The sequence below is a fragment of the Pseudomonas sp. B13(2017) genome, assembly GCF_002113245.1.
Classification (GTDB): domain Bacteria; phylum Pseudomonadota; class Gammaproteobacteria; order Pseudomonadales; family Pseudomonadaceae; genus Aquipseudomonas; species Aquipseudomonas putida_Z.
Genome location: NZ_NEJX01000025.1, coordinates 54,141 through 69,617, shown reverse-complemented (window position 1 = coordinate 69,617; position 15,477 = coordinate 54,141). Strand labels below are relative to the sequence as shown.

Below are 15,477 nucleotides of genomic sequence, written 5' to 3'. Positions count from 1 at the left end.
TTAACAAGTTGGTACATAATTTTGTGGGGCGGATTGTCGCAGGGCTGAACTTTGCAAGGTGTGGCTAAAAGTCTAGATCATGCGCTTAAAATTGCAGTAAACAGGGTGTTCATGTCGGCTGCGTAACCCCGTTCGATTTTCGATTACCGGATTCACGCCGGCCACGGAGTGCCGCTGCTGTAGAACACCGCGAGCCAGATGGTGGCGGTGCCGGGGGCGGTCCATTCCACGCGGTGGCGGTAATGCGGCGGGATATCCAGGCAATCGCCCGGCGCCAGCAGGCGGGTGTGGCTCTCGTGCTCGAAGCGCAGGCCGGCGGCGCCACTGAGCAGCACGATCCATTCGCCTTCGGCCTGGTCGTACCAGAAACCGGGTGGGCTGGCCTGGCCGCTGGAGACGATACGTTCCACGCGCACGCCCGGGCGGCTGAGCAGTTGGTCGACCCATTCGGCGCTGGTGGGGTCGCAAGGGGGCAGGGCGGTCAGCAGGTTGGTCGGGATCATGGAAAACCTCGTTTGGAAGGGGGTGGTTCCACTATGGACGCAATTGCCGTGCGCCGCGCTTCTTGACCGGCCCGGCTGTTTGTAAGAACTTTCCGGGATTTGGAAGACGGGCAACAAATGGACAAACTCCTGGCGATGAAGATGTTCGTGGCCACCGTCGATGCTCAGGGCTTTTCTGCCGCTGCACGCCGGCTCGGGCTGGCGACATCGTCGGTGACGCGCCTGGTCGATGCCCTGGAAGCGGCGTTGGGCGCCACCTTGCTCAACCGCTCCACCCGCCAGGTCAGCCTGACCGAGGCCGGCGCCCGTTATTACGAGCGCGCGCGGGGTATTTTCGAGGCCCTGGACGAAGCCGATGCCAGTGTCGCCGATCGGGGCGAGGAGCCTGTCGGTGTGCTGCGCCTGTGCTTGCCGGTGGAGTTCGGCAGGCGGGTCATCGCCCCGCACCTGGGGCCGTTTTTGGCGCAACATCCGGCTCTGGAGCTGGACATCGATCTCAGCGACCGCCTGGATGACCTGCTTGACGGGCGCTATGACCTGTCGATTCGCCTGGGCGACCCCTCGCCCAATGACGAGCTGGTATGCCGCCAGCTGGGTCGCTTCCAGCGTTGGCTGGTAGCCAGCCCGGGCTACCTGGCCGGGCATGACGCGCTGGAGCATCCGCGGCAGCTGCTCGAGCACGCCTGCCTGCGCTTTCGCTACGGGCAGAAAGGCCGCCCCTGGCGCCTGGCCCGTGGGCAGGACAGTCTGGAACTGGACGTGAGCGGGCCGTTGCGCAGTGCCAATGCCGACATGTTGCGCGAAACCGCACTGGCGGGCAGCGGTATCGCGCTGTTGGCCGACTGGCTGGTGCAAGAGGATGTGGCGGCCGGGCGCCTGCAACGGCTGTTCCCCGATTGGCAGGCCAGCCCCGGCGCGGCCAATGACAGCATCAACGCCCTGTACCTGCCCAACCATCGTGGTTCGCGGCGGGTGAATGCCTTTATCGACTTTTGCGAAAATTTGCTGCAGCGCAGCACCTAGTGTTGCGCAGTGCGCAAAGCCCTGTTGCGCCAGCGCTGGATTCTCGCCAGGAGTGCGTCTGGGTAAGGTGGCCGGCATATTCCAGCCATTGTCGAGGACACTCGCATGAATCCCTCCCTTGCCGCCGCGCAGCCTGCAGTCACCGGCCTCAGCCGGGCCCTGGTCGCCCTGCTGGCGTTCTGCTGCGGCGCGATCGTCGCCAATATCTACTATGCCCAACCCATCGTCGGGCTGATCGCCCCGGACCTGGGGCTGTCCACCGAGCATGCCAGCCTGATCGTTTCGCTCACGCAGCTGGGCTATGCGTTGGGCCTGCTGTTGCTGGTACCGCTGGCCGACCTGCTGGAAAACCGCCGCTTGATGGTGGCGACCGCCGTGCTGGCCTGCGTCAGCCTGCTGCTGGCGGGCACCAGCAGCAGCGGCCAGGGCCAGCTGTTCCTCGGCTATGCACTGCTGATCGGTTTCAGTTCCGTGGCGGTGCAGATGCTCATCCCGCTGGCGGCGCACCTGGCGCCGGAGCAGCAGCGTGGGCGGGTGGTCGGCAACATCATGGGCGGCCTGCTGCTGGGTATCCTGCTGGCGCGTCCGTTGTCCAGCCTGGTGGCCGACTACTTCGGCTGGCGGGCGGTGTTCATTGGCGCTGCCGGGGTGATGCTGGCGATCATCCTGCTGCTGGCCCTGACCTTGCCGCGGCGGGTGCCCGAGCACAAGGCCAGCTATGCCGGGCTGATGCTGTCGCTGCTCACGCTGCTGCGCCGTTATCCCTTGCTGCGCCAGCGCTCGCTGTACCAGGCGTTGATGTTCGCGGCGTTCAGCCTTTACTGGACGGCGGTGCCGATGGCCCTGGCAACCGAGCATGGCCTGTCGCAGAGCCAGATCGCGGTATTCGCCCTGGTGGGCGCGGTGGGCGCCGTTGCCGCACCCATGGCCGGCCGCCTGGCCGATGCCGGGCATGCCCGGGCCGGTTCACTGTTGGCGTTGTTGCTGGCGCCGGCGGCACTGTTGCTGGGGCTGACGGTGCCGGGCTACAGCGTGATCGGCCTGGGCCTGACCGGCGTGCTGCTGGATTTTGCGGTGCAGATGAACATGGTCATCGGCCAGCGTGAAGTGTACGCGCTGGACCCGGCCAGCCGCGGGCGGTTGAACGCGGTGTACATGACCAGCATCTTCCTCGGTGGGGCGCTGGGTTCGGCGGTGGCCAGTGCGGTGTTCAGCCAGTTTGGCTGGCAGGGTGTGGCGCTGGTGGGGGCGGGGTTGCCGGGTGTGGCCTTGCTCATCTTCCTGGCCAAAGCGCGCCGGGGTTGAATGGTAGCGCGGTCACCTGTGGGAGCGGCCTTGTGTCGCGAAAGGGCCGCAAAGCGGCCCCGGCAATTCTGAAGTGATGCATAGATCGTGGGGGCGCTTCGCACCCCTTTCGCGACGCAAGGCCGCTCCCACAAAAAGAACTGCACACGCCTGTATCAGACGCTACCGCCCAAGCGGCAACGCCACACCAATCAAGGCAAACAGGCTGCCGCAGCAGCGGTTGAAGCCTTTGCCGCCCTTGGCCAGCCATGGCCGGATACGAAACGCCAGGCGTGCCAACAGGTATTCGACCAGGAACTCGACGCTGGCAAAGGTTGCCGCCATCACCACGAACTGCAGCAGCAACCCACGCTGCGGGTCGATGAACTGTGGCAGGAAAGCACCGTAGAACAGCAGCACCTTGGGGTTGGCCATGGCCGACAGCAGGCCTTGGCGGAACAGGCCGGCATTGCCCAGCCGCGCGCTTTGCGCGGTCAGTTCCAGGTGCAGGCCCGGGCTGCGCCACAGCTGGATACCCAGCCAGATCAGATAGGCGCCACCCACCCACTTGAGCACGCTCAGCACCGAGGCCGAGGCCTGCAGCAATGCGCTGAGGCCAAACATGGCCAGGGCGATCAGGGCGCTGAAGCCAAACACCCCGCCGACGATGGTGAACAACGTCCGGCGTGCGCCATACAGGGCGCCGTGGGTCAGGGCCAGCAGGCTGTTGGGGCCCGGGGTCAGCGACAGGCCGATGCTGGCCAGCAGGTAGATGAGCCAGGTGTCCAGTGCCATGGTGGGGAATGCCTTGTTGATGTGGAGGGCGCCAGTCTATGGCGCCGACCTTGGCCGGCCAGGGTATGATCCGGACATTGAATGGTCGATTCTGGACGCGATGCCAATGCTGCCCGATATCCGCTTGCTGATCTTGCCGTTACCAGATTTTGCCCTGCTGCCGTTCGGCGCCTTTCTCGACAAGTTGCGTTTCAGCGCCGACGACGAGGACTACAGCCAGCAGCGCTACTGCAGCTGGACCGTGGCAGGGCTGACCCTCGACCCGGTGCCGTCGAGCAGTGGCGCGGTGGTGCAGGTCGAGGCCGTCGCTGGCCAGCTCGAGCTGGCCAGTTTCGACTACCTGGTGGTGTTCGGCGGGCGCAACGCCATGGCCACTGCCGCGCTGGCGCCTCGCTACCGGGCCTTGCTCAGGCAGGCCGGCAAGGCTGGCGTCAAGCTGGTGGGGGTCGACAACGGTGCTTTCCTGTTGGCCGCCTGCGGGTTGCTGCAGGGGCACAAGGTAGTGGTGCACTGGCGCCACGAAGCCGAATTTCGTGCGGCCTTCCCGCATTTGCAGGTACTGAGTGAGCAGCTGTATTGCATCGACGGTAGCCGCATCACCTGCGCCGGCGGTACCGCGGCCATCGACCTGGCCGTCGCGCTGTTGTCACGCGCCTGCGGGCGGGCCCGGGCGCTCAAGGGCCTGGCCGACATGCTGGTGGATGAAACCCGCGATAGCCGCCATGCCTTGCGCTCGCTGGAGCTGGGGGCCGGGCAGGGGCGGCAGGTGCAGCGCGCGCAGGCGTTGATGCGTCATCACCTGGGGACGCCGTTGACCGCGGAGCAGCTGGCGGCGGAGCTGGGCATCAGCCGGCGCCAGCTGGACCGGCAGTTTCACGCCAGCCATGGCATGAGCGCCAAGGCCTGGTGGCTGGAGATGCGCCTGCAACAGGCGCGCTGGCGCTTGCTCAATTCCAGCCACAGCCTGGCGCAGATTGCCGATGAAGTGGGCCTGGGCGATGCCAGTTACCTGGGCAAGTGCGTGCGGCGACGGTTTGGTTGCACGGCCCTTGAACTGCGCGCAGGCACGAATCCGCTCTGAAACCGCGCGCGGTTTCCTGTGGGGGATTACCCAGCCCTTTGGGCTGCGCTGTCGCGCAGAGAACTCAGTGCGCAAGCGATCCGCGTACCGTGTGGGAGCGGGCGTGCCCGCGAAGAATCCAACGCGGTGCCTGGCACCGGCTCCGCCGGTATTCGCGGGCACGCCCGCTCCCACAGGGTCCCTGCTATTTCAATGAGTCCTGTGAGAGCCGGCCTACTGCGGCGTCCCGAACAACCCCGTCCAGTAAATCCCCGCGTCACTCTTCGGGTCCACTGCATACGCAGCGCCCAGTTCGCGGAAGTCCGGGTTCATCAGCGTCGCGCAATGCCCCGGGCTATCCAGCCAGCCATCGACCACCTTGCGCGCGGTATCCCGCCCGGCGGCGATGTTTTCGCCGATCTGCTGGTACAGGTAGCCGGCCAGCTCTGCCCGGTCACCGGGGGTGCGGCCATCCTTGTCGATGTGGTCGAAGAAGTTCTGGTTGGCCATGGCCCGGGTGTGGTTGGCGGCAACCCCGGCCAGCACCGTGCTCCAGCTCAGCGCGGGGGCGGCGGCGAAGGGCTGGCCACCGCATTGGCGCGGCACCTTGCGCGCGGCGTTGATCTCCTGCAGCACCTTCTGTCCCTCGGCCTGCCAGTCGCCCAGGCGGCCACTGAGCAGCGGCCGGGCCAGCACGATGCGCCAGTCGCGGCCTTCCTGGCTGACGCCGATATCGACGAACTGCGGGTCGAGCACCACCTGGCAGAAGCTCTCTTCGATGGCATGCATGGCAGCGCGCGCATCACGCGGCCCCGACAGGCTGATGGCCTGCACGTTGACCATCGGGTAGGCGGCGCGGGTCATGGCCTGCTGCAGGTCGCGGGTACCCTCTGGCGACAGCGCCAGGCGGGTATCGCTGTTGAGCGGCGGTAGCTCCAACGACGCTTCGCCACCGCAGGGCTGGGCCTTGCTGCGGTAGACATTGATCGAATCGATCAGTTGCGCCTCTTCGCCGGTGGCAGCCAGTGCCCCGGCCGAAACGACCAGGCCCAGCGACAAGGCGGCAACGGATGACAGGACGCGCATGTGGATCTCCCTATGACTGGCAGCGTCGTGGTTTGCGCTGCTCATCCTACACAAGCCCGGGGCTTTTGGCCCGGGATCGTGCAAAGCAATGAAAACGCCGGCATTCGTTGCTGGCGGCAAAAGAGGGAGTAGACCACTGATCATCGGAAAAGTGCGAACAGTTGGTAATCATTCTTATCAAAGCACAGCTGTCGGCCCGTTTGTCGGCGCCCGGCGGGTATCAGCGCGCCACCGCCTGGTTCGGTTTGTAGAACAGAAAATGCCGGGTCTGCGCCGTCCGGCGGTAGGCTTTGGCCCAGTCCGGGCGCACATTGCGGTCATGGAAGTACAAGGCACCCCCGGTGCGGTCTTTCAACTGCTGGTTGAGCGCCTTGCGCGCGATTTCCTTGGCAATGCCATAGCGTTGCGCTTCTTCGACCTGGTCCGGGCGCCCGTCGCACCACCAGGAGAACTGGCAGGCCTTGCTTTCCACACCCTGCTTGACCACGCCGCAGATGGTATCCGGGAAGCCATCGTGGCCCAGGCGGTTGAGCACGACGTTGGCCACGGCGGCCATGTCTTCGGCGTCGGCACCCTTGGCCTCCCAGTAGATGGTGCGGGCCAGGCAGGTGATGCTGTCATCCAGCGGCGCCTGGCCGGCCGGGTCCACTGCCTGCGCTTCGCCCGGTGTGAGGGTTTCGGCCTTTTTCGGGGGTGGTGTGTCATTCACCACTTTTTCCTCGAGCACCTCGGCCTTGTCCTCGGCGACGGCAGCCTTGGCCGTGTCGGCCGCGTGCAAGGGGCCTGCGAGCAGGGCCGAAACCAGGCCGATCACCATCCACGAAAGGCGCATGATGCAAGCTCCCGAACTGTGGGCTGGTTCACAGTCTAGCCAAGCGCGAGCATCAGCACCAAAGGCAGGGTGGCGGCGGCCAACACGGTCTGCAGGGCGATGATGGTGGCCATCAGCGGTGCGTTACCGCCCATTTGCCGGGCCATCACATAGGAAGATGACGCGGTCGGCAGTGCCTGGAACAGCACCGCCACCACCGCTGCCTGGCCACCCAGGCCAAGCAGGCGGCACAAGCCCCAGGTGGTCAGCGGCATGACCAGGAACTTGAATGCCGACGCCGCCATCAGCGGGCGCACCTGCTGGCCCAGGCGGGCACCACCCAGGGCTGCGCCGACGCACAGCAGGCCCAGCGGCAGGGCGGCCTGGCCCAGGGCCTTGACCGTGGGTTCGATACCCGCTGGCAGGCCCAGCCCGCTGGCGCGCAGCAGCAACCCGCCGGCGCAACCGACGATCAAGGGGTTGGCGAAGATGGCCCGCAGCACCGTGGCCGGTGAGCTATGGCGGGCGCTGAAGCGGGCGAACACCAGCACGCAAAGCAGGTTGACCAGTGGCACGATGGCGGCGTTGGCCACCGCCGCCAGGGCGATGCCGGCGCTGCCGTAGATACCCGCTGCAAGGGTGGCGCCGATGTAGTTGTTGAAGCGGATGCCGCCCTGGAACACCGAGGTGAAGTCGGCACCGTCGTGGTTGATTGCGCCCTGGTACAGCACCAGCAGCACGGCCCCGGCCAGGGTCGAGAGCATCAGCACGCCGACCATGCCCAGCACCGGCACGCCATCGAGGTTGGCGGTGGCCAGGCCATGGAGGAACAGCGACGGCAGCAGTACGTAATAGCTCAGGCGCTCGGCGCCGGGCCAGAAGTTATCGGCGAGAAAGCCGCGCAGGCGCAGGAAAGTGCCCAGGGCAATCAGCAGGATGATCGGCAGCAGGGTAGTCAGCAGCAGGTGGAGCATGATCGACGTTCCGTGGTCGGGTACGGGGCACAGACTACTGGTACGGATCGATCTGTAAAAACGTTGTTTTCTGCACTGACCATTGAGAAAAAATGCATGTTTCTGGCGGTGGTCTCTGTGGGAGCGGGCGTGCCCGCGAACACCGGCGCAGCCGGTGCCATCCACCGCGTTGAATTCTTCGCGGGCACGCCCGCTCCCACAGAGACCCTGCCAATACAACCAGACATGTGCAGTCACAAGAAAGTCGAGCCGTGCTGTTCACGCCTCCAGCGCAGTCTTCAGCACCGCACTCAAATGCCGCCGCTGGCTCTTCTCATGCTCCAGCAACACCACCCGCCGGGTCAGCTGCGGGTCGCCAAACGGCAGGCAGGTGGCCGGTGGCAAGCGTTGCAGGTCGTCATCGGCCATGGGGATGATTGCCACGCCCAGGCCCATCACCGCCATGCGCGCCAGCGCTTCCTGGCTGTCCAGCTCCATCTGCTCGCTCACCTGCAGATGCTGGCGGCGCAGCTCCTGCTCGATCTGCCGCCCGGCCCAGGCTCGCTTGTCGAAGCGCAGGAACGGCTGGCTGGCCAGCAACTGCGGCACGCTTAGCCCGGCCAGGTCGGGGCTGGCGATGGCCCAGAAGCGGTCTTCGAACAACGGCGTGAAGTCCAGGTTTTGCGGGTAGGGGCTGACCGGCTCGGTGGTGATCGCCGCATCGAGTTCGCCGTCTTCCACCCGCCGTGCCAGTTCTGCCGACATGCCGGAGGCCACGCTGACATGCAGCTGCGGATGGTGCGCCTTGATCCACACCAGCGCCTTGGGCAGGCGCCGCGCCAGCACCGTGTGGATCGCCCCCAGGCGCAGGCGGCCGCGCAGGCTCGGGCCGCTGGCCAGGGCGTCGGCCAGTTCGTCATAGCTAGCCAGGATGGTCTCGGCGCGGGCCACCGCCAACTGGCCGGCTTCGGTCAGCGACACCTGCCTGCGGCTGCGGTCGAACAAGGTCACCTGCAGTTCGTCTTCGAGGGTCTTGATGTGCAGGCTCACTGCCGAAGGGGTGAGGCTTAGCAGGTCGGCGGCACGGGCGAAGGTGCCGTGGCGGGCGATGGTCACCAGGGTGCGCAAGGCTTTGAGGGACATGCGGGTGAGGTCCGGTTTCAAGCTGACAGAGCTGCATTGTCAGGCCCGGCCCTATCGCCGGCAAGCCAGCTCCCACAGGGTGCCGCAATGGCCACCGCCGGTGGAGTACCTGTGGGAGCTGGCTTGCCGGCGATAGGGCCGGGGCAGGCAGCACTGCTCAACGCCCACCACGCCCATAAGCCTGGCTGATCCGGTCGATTACCATGGCCAGGGCGACGATCGCCAGCCCGGCCTCGACGCCTTGGCCGACATTCAGGGTCTGGATCCCCGACAGCACGTCCTCGCCCAGCCCGCGGGCGCCAATCATCGAAGCCACCACCACCATCGACAGGGCCATCATCACCGACTGGTTGAGCCCGGCCATGATGCTCGGCAGCGCCAGCGGCAGGGCGATGCGCCGCAACCGCTGCCAGCGGCTGGCCCCCAGGCCATGGGCGGCTTGCAGCAGCGAAGGGTCGATCTGGCTCAGGCCCAGTTCGGTCAGCCGCACCAGCGGTGGCAGGGCATAGATCAGCGTGGCGAACACGGCGGGCACCTTGCCCAGGCCGAACAGCATCAGCACCGGGATCAGGTAAACGAAGGCCGGCAAGGTCTGCATCACATCCAGTACCGGCAACAGCAACCGCTTCGCCAGTGGCCGGGCAGCCAGCAGGATGCCCAGCGGCACGCCCACCAGCACGCAGAGGCCGGTACTGACCAGCACCAACGCCATGGTCTGCAGCAGTTTGTCCCACAACCCGAGCATGCCGATCAGGGCCAGCAGCGCCACCAGTACCGCGCTGCGCAGTACGCTGCGGCTGGCATGCCAGGCCAGCAGCCCGATCAGCAACAGCAGCAGCCACCACGGCAGCAGGCGCAGGAGGGTTTCCAGGCCGACCAGCAGTTGCAGCAACTGGTCCGAGACGCTGCGCAGGTGATCGCCGTAATGCAGCACCAGCCAGTCGACCAGGCGGTTGACGCTGTCGGCAAAGGAGAATTGCAGGGCTTCGGGGAAGCCGCCGCTCACAGGCTGCCCTCGACTTTGCTGGCAATGTCCGCAGGCAACCAGGCTTTCCACACCTCGCGGTTATCGCGCAGGAAGGTGAGGGCAGCGTCGCGGGGCGGCGTGCGCTTTTCGCTCATGTCGGCCAGTGCCTTGTTCAGTCGGTCGATGGGCAGGTCGACCCGCTCGAACACGCTCACCAGCTCCGGGTAGCCCTCGCGAAAGGCCTTGGATACGCCAATCGACAACTTGGCCGGCAGCGAACTGCTGCCCTTGGGCTCGGGGTTGCCGGCATCGGTGAGGGTGGCCCAGGCCTGGGCATCGAACGGCGGCTCTTGCAGGCGTATGAGCTTGTAACGCCCCATCAAAGGGGTCGGGTTCCAGTAGTAGAACAGCACCGGCTGGCCACGGCGGATGGCCGAGCCGATTTCGGCATCCATTGCAGCCCCGGAGCCACTGCGGAAGTTGGTATACAGATCATTCAGCCCGTAGGCCTTGAGTTTCTGGCTGTTGACGGTTTCGGATGTCCAGCCGCTGGGGCTATTCAGAAAGCGCCCTTTGCCGGGTGACTCGGGGTCGCGGAACACCTGCGGGTAACGTTTCAGGTCCTCGACGCTGCGCAATTCCGGCGCCACGGCTTTCAGCTTGCGTGCGTCATCGCCCTCGATCACGTAGGCCGGCACCCACCAGCCTTCTTCGGCATTCTTGACCGTGTCGCCCAAGGCGAACACCTGGCCGGCCTTTTCTGCCTTGACCCAGGCAGGGCTGCGCCCGGCCCATTCCTCGGCGATTACCTGCAGGTCGTTGCGTGCGAGCGCCACTTCCATGCTGACGGTGCTGCCGGGCAGGGTGTCGGTGGTGTAGCCGTAGCCACGCTCCACGATCAGCCGCAGGATCTCGGTGGTGAGGGCACCGCTTTCCCAGCCGATGGCACCAAAGCGGATGGGCGTGGTGCGTTCTGCCGAGGCGGCGCTGTCGGTGCTGGCCAGGCCGACGGCGAGCAGCAGGCCGGCCAGCAACGTCGGAATCTTTTTCATGGGGCCTCTTGGAGTGGCGCTACTGAGTTGCCGCAAGTGTAGACGACCGGCTCCAGGCCCGGCAGGAAGGCCGCTGCACGCGATTGGCAGCGGCCTGCAAGTGACTCAGACGCGGAACTGGTCCATCAGCGCCTGTTGCTGGTTGGCCAGGCTGTTCAGCGACTGGCTTACGCGCGCCGACTCGTTGGCCTGTCCCGACAGCGATTCGGTGACATCACGGATGGTTGCCACGTTGCTGTTGATTTCCTCGGCCACTGCGCTCTGCTCCTCGGCGGCCGAGGCGATCTGCAGGTTCATGTCGGTGATCACCGTCACTGCCTGGCCGATGCGCTGCAGCGCGGTGACGGCCTGGCCAACCTGCTGCACGCCGCCTTGGGCCTGGCGGTGGCTGTTGTCCATGGCCCCGACCACTTCGCGGGTGCCGTTCTGCAAAGCCTCGATCACCTGGCGGGTTTCTTCCACCGATTCCTGGGTACGCTGGGCCAGGTTGCGCACCTCGTCCGCGACCACGGCAAAGCCACGGCCGGCTTCACCGGCACGGGCCGCCTCGATGGCGGCATTGAGCGCCAGCAGGTTGGTCTGCTCGGCGATCGAGCGGATCACTTCCAGCACCGAACCGATCTTCTCGCTGTTCTGCGCCAGGCCCTCCACCTCGGCCATGGCGTTGCTCATGTCGGCGGCCAGGGCATCGATGCTGTGGGTGGTGCGGTCGATCACCGCCAGGCCTTCGCGGGTGGCCTGATCGGCGTCGCGCGCGGCCTGCGCGGCCTGGGCGGCGCTGCGGGCGACGTCCTGGGCGGTGGCACTCATCTCGTGCGAGGCAGTGGCCACCTGGTCGACCTGGCGGTACTGCTGCTCCATGCCGGCGCTGGTCTGGGTGGCAATTGCCGAAGACTGGTCGGCGGTGCCACGGGCGGCCTGCACCGAGCGTTTGACCTCGGCGATGGTCGGCTGCAGCTTGTCAAGGAAGCGGTTGAACCAGCCGGCCAGTTCGCCCAGTTCATCCTGCTTCTGGTAGGTCAGGCGGCGGGTCAGGTCACCTTCGCCGCTGGCGATGTCCTTGAGCATGCTTGCCACGCCGAGGATCGGCCGGGTAACGCCGCGGGCCATCAGCCACACCATCAGCAGGCCGGCAATCGCCGCCGCCAGGCCCAGGCCAAGCTCCAGCAGGGTGCCGCTGGTGTTCAGCGCGTCCAGTTCCTGTTTCAGCGCTTCGGCCGGCCCGGTCAGGGCGTTTTCCGGCACATCCAGCAGCACGCCCCAGGGCTGGGCATCCGGAATCGGCCGGAACGCGGCCAGCACTTTCAGGCGCTGCTGGTCGTGCACGATGGTCATCTTGCCGTCAGCCAGCTTGCGCACCAGTTCGGCACCCTTGGCGGTGTCGACCTGGTCGAAGCGCTGGGCCAGCTTGCTGGCGTCGGCGCTGTAGCCGGCCAGCAGGCCGACCGGGCTGAGGATGCCGACCGTGGTGCGGCCTTCGTACAGGCTGCGGCTGGCCTCCTGGCTCAGGGCCTGCAGGCTGTTGAGGTTGATGTCGATGGACAGGGTGGCGATCACCTTGCCGTCGACTGCCAGCGGGAAGACGATGCTGGTCATCAGCACCTGCTGGCCATCGATGTCGTAGAAGTAGGGCTCCACCACGCACACCTTGCCGGATGTGCGCGGGCACACCCACCAGGTATTGGCTGGCTGGCCGCTGGGACCGATCTCGGTGTTGGCCATGTCATGCTCGGGCAGGGCCATGGCCGTCAGCTGGCCGACACGCGGCTGCGACCAGTACAGGGCGAAGCGCCCGGTTTCGTTGCTGCCCAGTTCCGCCTTGCCGGCGAACAGGCTGTCCTTGTTGTCCAGGGCGTTGGGCTCGAACACCAGCGACAGGCCGAGCAGATCAGGGTTGGCCTGCAGGGCGGCGCGCACCTGGCGGGTCATGTCCTCGCGCAGGTCGAAGGCATCGAGAAAGCGCTTTTCCGCCTGCTCGCGCAGGAACAGCACCTGGCGGGCAAAACCGGCGCCGTACTGGTAGGCGTCCATGAACTGGCGGCGGATGTTCTGCGCCTGCACCTCGCCCTGCGACTCGATGCGCGACTGCGCCGACTCGGTCAGCATCTGCATGCTGCTGGCCTTGACCAGGTCCGAGCTGTGGTCCATGCGGTACAGCGACAGGCCGACGAGCAGGGTGACGATGCCGGCCAGGCAGAGACCGGCGAGCAGGGTGATCTTCCACTGGATGGAAAGTTGTCGCAAAGGCATGGGGGTGGGTCCCTTGTAATAAGAGTGTGGCTGACGAATGTGTCGGCTGGCGCGGGCTTTTCTTTATTCAAACGTTCAATTTAATCCGCAGGTCGCGCGAGGCGTTGGTAATCCGCCGCAACATGGCGCTTTTGACATCTGCTGCCCACTGCTTCAGAGTGCGCGCTTTTTTTCTGTCGCAATGAGGTAAGCCAACCATGAATGCAGTGATCGCCGCAGTCGGCATCATGCTGATACTCAGCCTGTCCCGCGTGCACGTGGTCATCGCCCTGATCATCGGGGCCCTGGCCGGTGGGCTGGTGGGCGGCCTGGGTATCGAGGGTACGCTCAAGGCCTTCAACGGCGGCCTCGGCGGCGGGGCCACGGTGGCCCTGTCCTATGCACTGCTGGGCGCCTTTGCCGTGGCCATCGCCAAGTCCGGCCTGGCCCATGCCCTGGCCGACCGCGCCCTGGCCATGATCGACCGCCAGGGCCATGCCAATGGCGGCAAGGTCAAATGGTTGCTGGTCGGCCTGATGCTGGTGGTGGCGGTGTCGTCGCAGAACATCCTGCCTATCCACATCGCCTTCATCCCCTTGCTGGTGCCGCCGCTGCTGTACGTGCTGACCCGCCTGCGCATCGACCGCCGGCTGATCGCCTGCGTGATCACCTTCGGCCTGATCACCCCGTACATGTTCCTGCCGGTGGGCTTTGGCAACATCTTCCTCAACGAAATCCTGCTGGCCAACGTTGCCCGCGCGGGTGTCGACGTGAGTGGCGTGAATGTCACCCACGCCATGGCCATTCCGGCAGCCGGCATGCTGGCTGGCCTGTTGCTGGCGGTATTCATCAGTTACCGCAAGAAGCGTGACTACGACCTGGCGCGCATCGAGCAGGTGGAGCAGGTGAGCGTGCAGTACAACCCGCTGACCCTGCTGGTGGCCGGGCTGGCGATTGCCTCGGCGTTCATCGTCCAGTTGTGGCTGGACTCGATGATCATCGGCGCCATGGTCGGCTTCCTGATCTTCTCGCTGTCGGGCATCGTGCGCTGGAAGGACACTGACGACCTGTTCACCGAAGGCATGAAGATGATGGCCATGATCGGCTTCATCATGATTGCCGCCTCGGGCTTTGCCGATGTGATGAAGGCCACCGGTGAGGTGAAGAGCCTGGTGGAAACCTCGGCGCAGTGGATCGACCACAGCAAGGGCGTCGGTGCCTTGCTGATGCTGCTGGTGGGCCTGCTGGTGACCATGGGCATCGGCTCGTCGTTTTCCACCGTGCCGATCCTGGCCGCGATCTTCGTGCCGCTGTGCGTGCAGCTGGGCTTCGACCCGCTGGCCACCGTGTGCATCGTTGGTACCGCCGGTGCCCTGGGCGACGCCGGCTCGCCTGCCTCGGACTCGACCCTGGGCCCGACCTCGGGGTTGAACGTGGATGGCCAGCACCACCATATCTGGGACACCGTGGTGCCCACTTTCATCCACTACAACCTGCCACTGCTGGCGTTCGGCTGGTTGGCGGCGATGACGCTGTAGGGGGAGGGCGTCAGCCCTTGTCGGGCGGCGGCGAGATGCGGTTGAGCACGGTGCTGCCGTCCTTGCTGCGGGTCAGGTAGACCGGCAGCACCTTGGGCAGGTTGTTGACCAGGCGCCCCACCTCACGGGTGTTGTAGATGCCGCTGATGCGGATGCGGCCGGTGCTGGCGTCGGCCAGCAGCAGCGGTGCGTCGAGGTAGCGGTTGATAATCGGCAGGGCCTGTTCCAGGCTCAGGTTGTCGAGTACCAGCTTGCCGTCGCGCCAGGCCAGGCTGTTGCCGTAGTCGTCGCTCTGCTCCAGTTGCGGCTCGAAGTCGCCCTTGTGATAGCTGGCCTGCATCCCCGGGCCCAGGCGGTAGCCACCGGCGCTGCCGTCGCTGGATACCAGTACCGAACCCTCCACCAGTGTGACCTTGACCTGGTCCTGGTACTTCCACACGTTGAACTGGGTGCCGGTGACGCGGGTCTGGCCGCGACCGGCATGCACGATGAACGGGTGGCTGCTGTCGTGCTGCACCTTGAAGAACGCCTCGCCTCGCTTGAGCGTGACCTGGCGTTGGTCCTTGTAGTTGAGGTAGGTGAGCTCGGTGTTGAGGTTGAGCTGCACCGTGCTGCCGTCGCTCAGCTGCACGGTCTGCATGTGCGCGCCGGCTTCGAAGTGCTGGTAGTGGTTGGGCAGCCAGCCTTGCTCCCAGCCCACCCAGCCGGCCAGCGGCAGCACCGCCAGGGCGATCGCGGCAGCGGATGCCAGCGGCCGCCAGTTGCGCGGGCGTGCGGACTGTTGCACGGGCGGGTTGAAGTCGATGACGGTGGCATTGCGTGGCAGCAGGTCGGCGGTTTGCCAGATTTCCAGCATCGCCTGGTATTCCTCGGCATGCCGCGGGTCGGCCGCCAGCCAGCGGGCGAACGCCTCGCGCTCGCCCGCCGTGCAATCTTCGGCGTGCAGGCGCATGCACCAGTGCGCGGCGGCGTCGGTGATGGCATCGTCTGGGCTGGGATTGAGGCGGTCGTGGTTCATTGCGGCTCCGGGTTT

The 15,477-nt window shown here is 66.0% G+C and carries 14 protein-coding genes and 1 pseudogene; 4 read left to right on the top strand and 11 right to left on the bottom strand.

Annotated elements, in window-relative coordinates; translation table 11 throughout:
* Positions 1-152: 152 nt before the first annotated feature.
* Positions 153-503, bottom strand: a complete 351-nt coding sequence (locus tag CAG44_RS25015; protein WP_046615410.1) for a cupin — start codon at positions 501-503, stop codon at positions 153-155.
* 117 nt (positions 504-620) lie between these two features.
* Between CAG44_RS25015 and CAG44_RS25010 the strand changes: the two genes are divergently transcribed.
* Both CAG44_RS25010 and CAG44_RS25005 read left to right on the top strand, forming a co-directional pair.
* A complete protein-coding gene (locus tag CAG44_RS25010) occupies positions 621-1,526 on the top strand; it encodes a LysR family transcriptional regulator (protein ID WP_085693185.1) in 906 nt (301 codons plus the stop codon).
* Positions 1,527-1,631: 105 nt separating this feature from the next.
* Entirely contained in the window at positions 1,632-2,831 is a 1,200-nt protein-coding gene (locus CAG44_RS25005; RefSeq protein WP_085693184.1) for an MFS transporter, read from the top strand.
* A gap of 162 nt (positions 2,832-2,993) precedes the next feature.
* Here CAG44_RS25005 and CAG44_RS25000 read toward each other — a convergent pair whose 3' ends face one another.
* On the bottom strand, positions 2,994-3,605 hold the full coding sequence (locus tag CAG44_RS25000; RefSeq protein ID WP_075045011.1) for a LysE family translocator: 612 nt from the start codon (positions 3,603-3,605) through the stop codon (positions 2,994-2,996).
* Positions 3,606-3,711: 106 nt separating this feature from the next.
* On the opposite strand from CAG44_RS25000, the gene CAG44_RS24995 reads away from it, so the two are divergent.
* Positions 3,712-4,686, top strand: coding sequence for a GlxA family transcriptional regulator (locus CAG44_RS24995; protein WP_085693183.1), 975 nt, complete (start codon positions 3,712-3,714; stop codon positions 4,684-4,686).
* A gap of 213 nt (positions 4,687-4,899) precedes the next feature.
* Here CAG44_RS24995 and CAG44_RS24985 read toward each other — a convergent pair whose 3' ends face one another.
* The 8 genes and pseudogenes from CAG44_RS24985 to CAG44_RS29375 all read right to left on the bottom strand — a co-directional run.
* On the bottom strand, positions 4,900-5,751 hold the full coding sequence (locus tag CAG44_RS24985; protein WP_025338862.1) for a CAP domain-containing protein: 852 nt from the start codon (positions 5,749-5,751) through the stop codon (positions 4,900-4,902).
* Between the two features lie 220 nt (positions 5,752-5,971).
* Complete coding sequence (locus tag CAG44_RS24980; RefSeq protein WP_085591489.1) at positions 5,972-6,583, bottom strand: cell wall hydrolase; 612 nt, start codon at positions 6,581-6,583, stop codon at positions 5,972-5,974.
* Between the two features lie 35 nt (positions 6,584-6,618).
* Entirely contained in the window at positions 6,619-7,536 is a 918-nt protein-coding gene (locus CAG44_RS24975; protein WP_075045014.1) for an AEC family transporter, read from the bottom strand.
* Between the two features lie 258 nt (positions 7,537-7,794).
* Positions 7,795-8,658, bottom strand: a complete 864-nt coding sequence (locus CAG44_RS24965; protein WP_025338865.1) for a LysR family transcriptional regulator — start codon at positions 8,656-8,658, stop codon at positions 7,795-7,797.
* A gap of 157 nt (positions 8,659-8,815) precedes the next feature.
* Positions 8,816-9,664, bottom strand: a complete 849-nt coding sequence (locus CAG44_RS24960; RefSeq protein WP_013972953.1) for a proline/glycine betaine ABC transporter permease — start codon at positions 9,662-9,664, stop codon at positions 8,816-8,818.
* Positions 9,661-10,677, bottom strand: coding sequence for an ABC transporter substrate-binding protein (locus tag CAG44_RS24955; RefSeq protein ID WP_085693181.1), 1,017 nt, complete (start codon positions 10,675-10,677; stop codon positions 9,661-9,663). The genes CAG44_RS24960 and CAG44_RS24955 overlap by 4 nt, the downstream gene beginning before the upstream one ends.
* Positions 10,678-10,782: 105 nt before the next feature.
* Positions 10,783-11,538, bottom strand: coding sequence for a methyl-accepting chemotaxis protein (locus CAG44_RS29380; RefSeq protein ID WP_370290277.1), 756 nt, complete (start codon positions 11,536-11,538; stop codon positions 10,783-10,785).
* Positions 11,539-11,640: 102 nt separating this feature from the next.
* A pseudogene (locus CAG44_RS29375) lies at positions 11,641-12,606 on the bottom strand (HAMP domain-containing protein); the annotation flags it as partial.
* 518 nt (positions 12,607-13,124) lie between these two features.
* Here CAG44_RS29375 and CAG44_RS24945 point away from each other — a divergent pair.
* The gene (locus CAG44_RS24945) at positions 13,125-14,444 is read left to right on the top strand and encodes a Na+/H+ antiporter family protein (RefSeq protein WP_025338869.1); all 1,320 of its coding nucleotides are present in this window, start codon (positions 13,125-13,127) and stop codon (positions 14,442-14,444) included.
* Positions 14,445-14,454: 10 nt separating this feature from the next.
* On the opposite strand, the gene CAG44_RS24940 is transcribed toward CAG44_RS24945, so the two are convergent.
* On the bottom strand, positions 14,455-15,462 hold the full coding sequence (locus CAG44_RS24940; RefSeq protein WP_085693179.1) for a FecR family protein: 1,008 nt from the start codon (positions 15,460-15,462) through the stop codon (positions 14,455-14,457).
* Positions 15,463-15,477: the final 15 nt, after the last annotated feature.

What these genes read in the sequence shown, in the direction of transcription:
- CAG44_RS25015 (WP_046615410.1), bottom strand. Translation starts at nt 503, where the DNA reads ATGATCCCGACCAACCTGCTGACCGCCCTGCCCCCTTGCGACCCCACC.
- CAG44_RS25010 (WP_085693185.1), top strand. Translation starts at nt 621, where the DNA reads ATGGACAAACTCCTGGCGATGAAGATGTTCGTGGCCACCGTCGATGCT.
- CAG44_RS25005 (WP_085693184.1), top strand. Translation starts at nt 1,632, where the DNA reads ATGAATCCCTCCCTTGCCGCCGCGCAGCCTGCAGTCACCGGCCTCAGC.
- CAG44_RS25000 (WP_075045011.1), bottom strand. Translation starts at nt 3,605, where the DNA reads ATGGCACTGGACACCTGGCTCATCTACCTGCTGGCCAGCATCGGCCTG.
- CAG44_RS24995 (WP_085693183.1), top strand. Translation starts at nt 3,712, where the DNA reads ATGCTGCCCGATATCCGCTTGCTGATCTTGCCGTTACCAGATTTTGCC.
- CAG44_RS24985 (WP_025338862.1), bottom strand. Translation starts at nt 5,751, where the DNA reads ATGCGCGTCCTGTCATCCGTTGCCGCCTTGTCGCTGGGCCTGGTCGTT.
- CAG44_RS24980 (WP_085591489.1), bottom strand. Translation starts at nt 6,583, where the DNA reads ATGCGCCTTTCGTGGATGGTGATCGGCCTGGTTTCGGCCCTGCTCGCA.
- CAG44_RS24975 (WP_075045014.1), bottom strand. Translation starts at nt 7,536, where the DNA reads ATGCTCCACCTGCTGCTGACTACCCTGCTGCCGATCATCCTGCTGATT.
- CAG44_RS24965 (WP_025338865.1), bottom strand. Translation starts at nt 8,658, where the DNA reads ATGTCCCTCAAAGCCTTGCGCACCCTGGTGACCATCGCCCGCCACGGC.
- CAG44_RS24955 (WP_085693181.1), bottom strand. Translation starts at nt 10,677, where the DNA reads ATGAAAAAGATTCCGACGTTGCTGGCCGGCCTGCTGCTCGCCGTCGGC.
- CAG44_RS29380 (WP_370290277.1), bottom strand. Translation starts at nt 11,538, where the DNA reads ATGGAGCAGCAGTACCGCCAGGTCGACCAGGTGGCCACTGCCTCGCAC.
- CAG44_RS24945 (WP_025338869.1), top strand. Translation starts at nt 13,125, where the DNA reads ATGAATGCAGTGATCGCCGCAGTCGGCATCATGCTGATACTCAGCCTG.
- CAG44_RS24940 (WP_085693179.1), bottom strand. Translation starts at nt 15,462, where the DNA reads ATGAACCACGACCGCCTCAATCCCAGCCCAGACGATGCCATCACCGAC.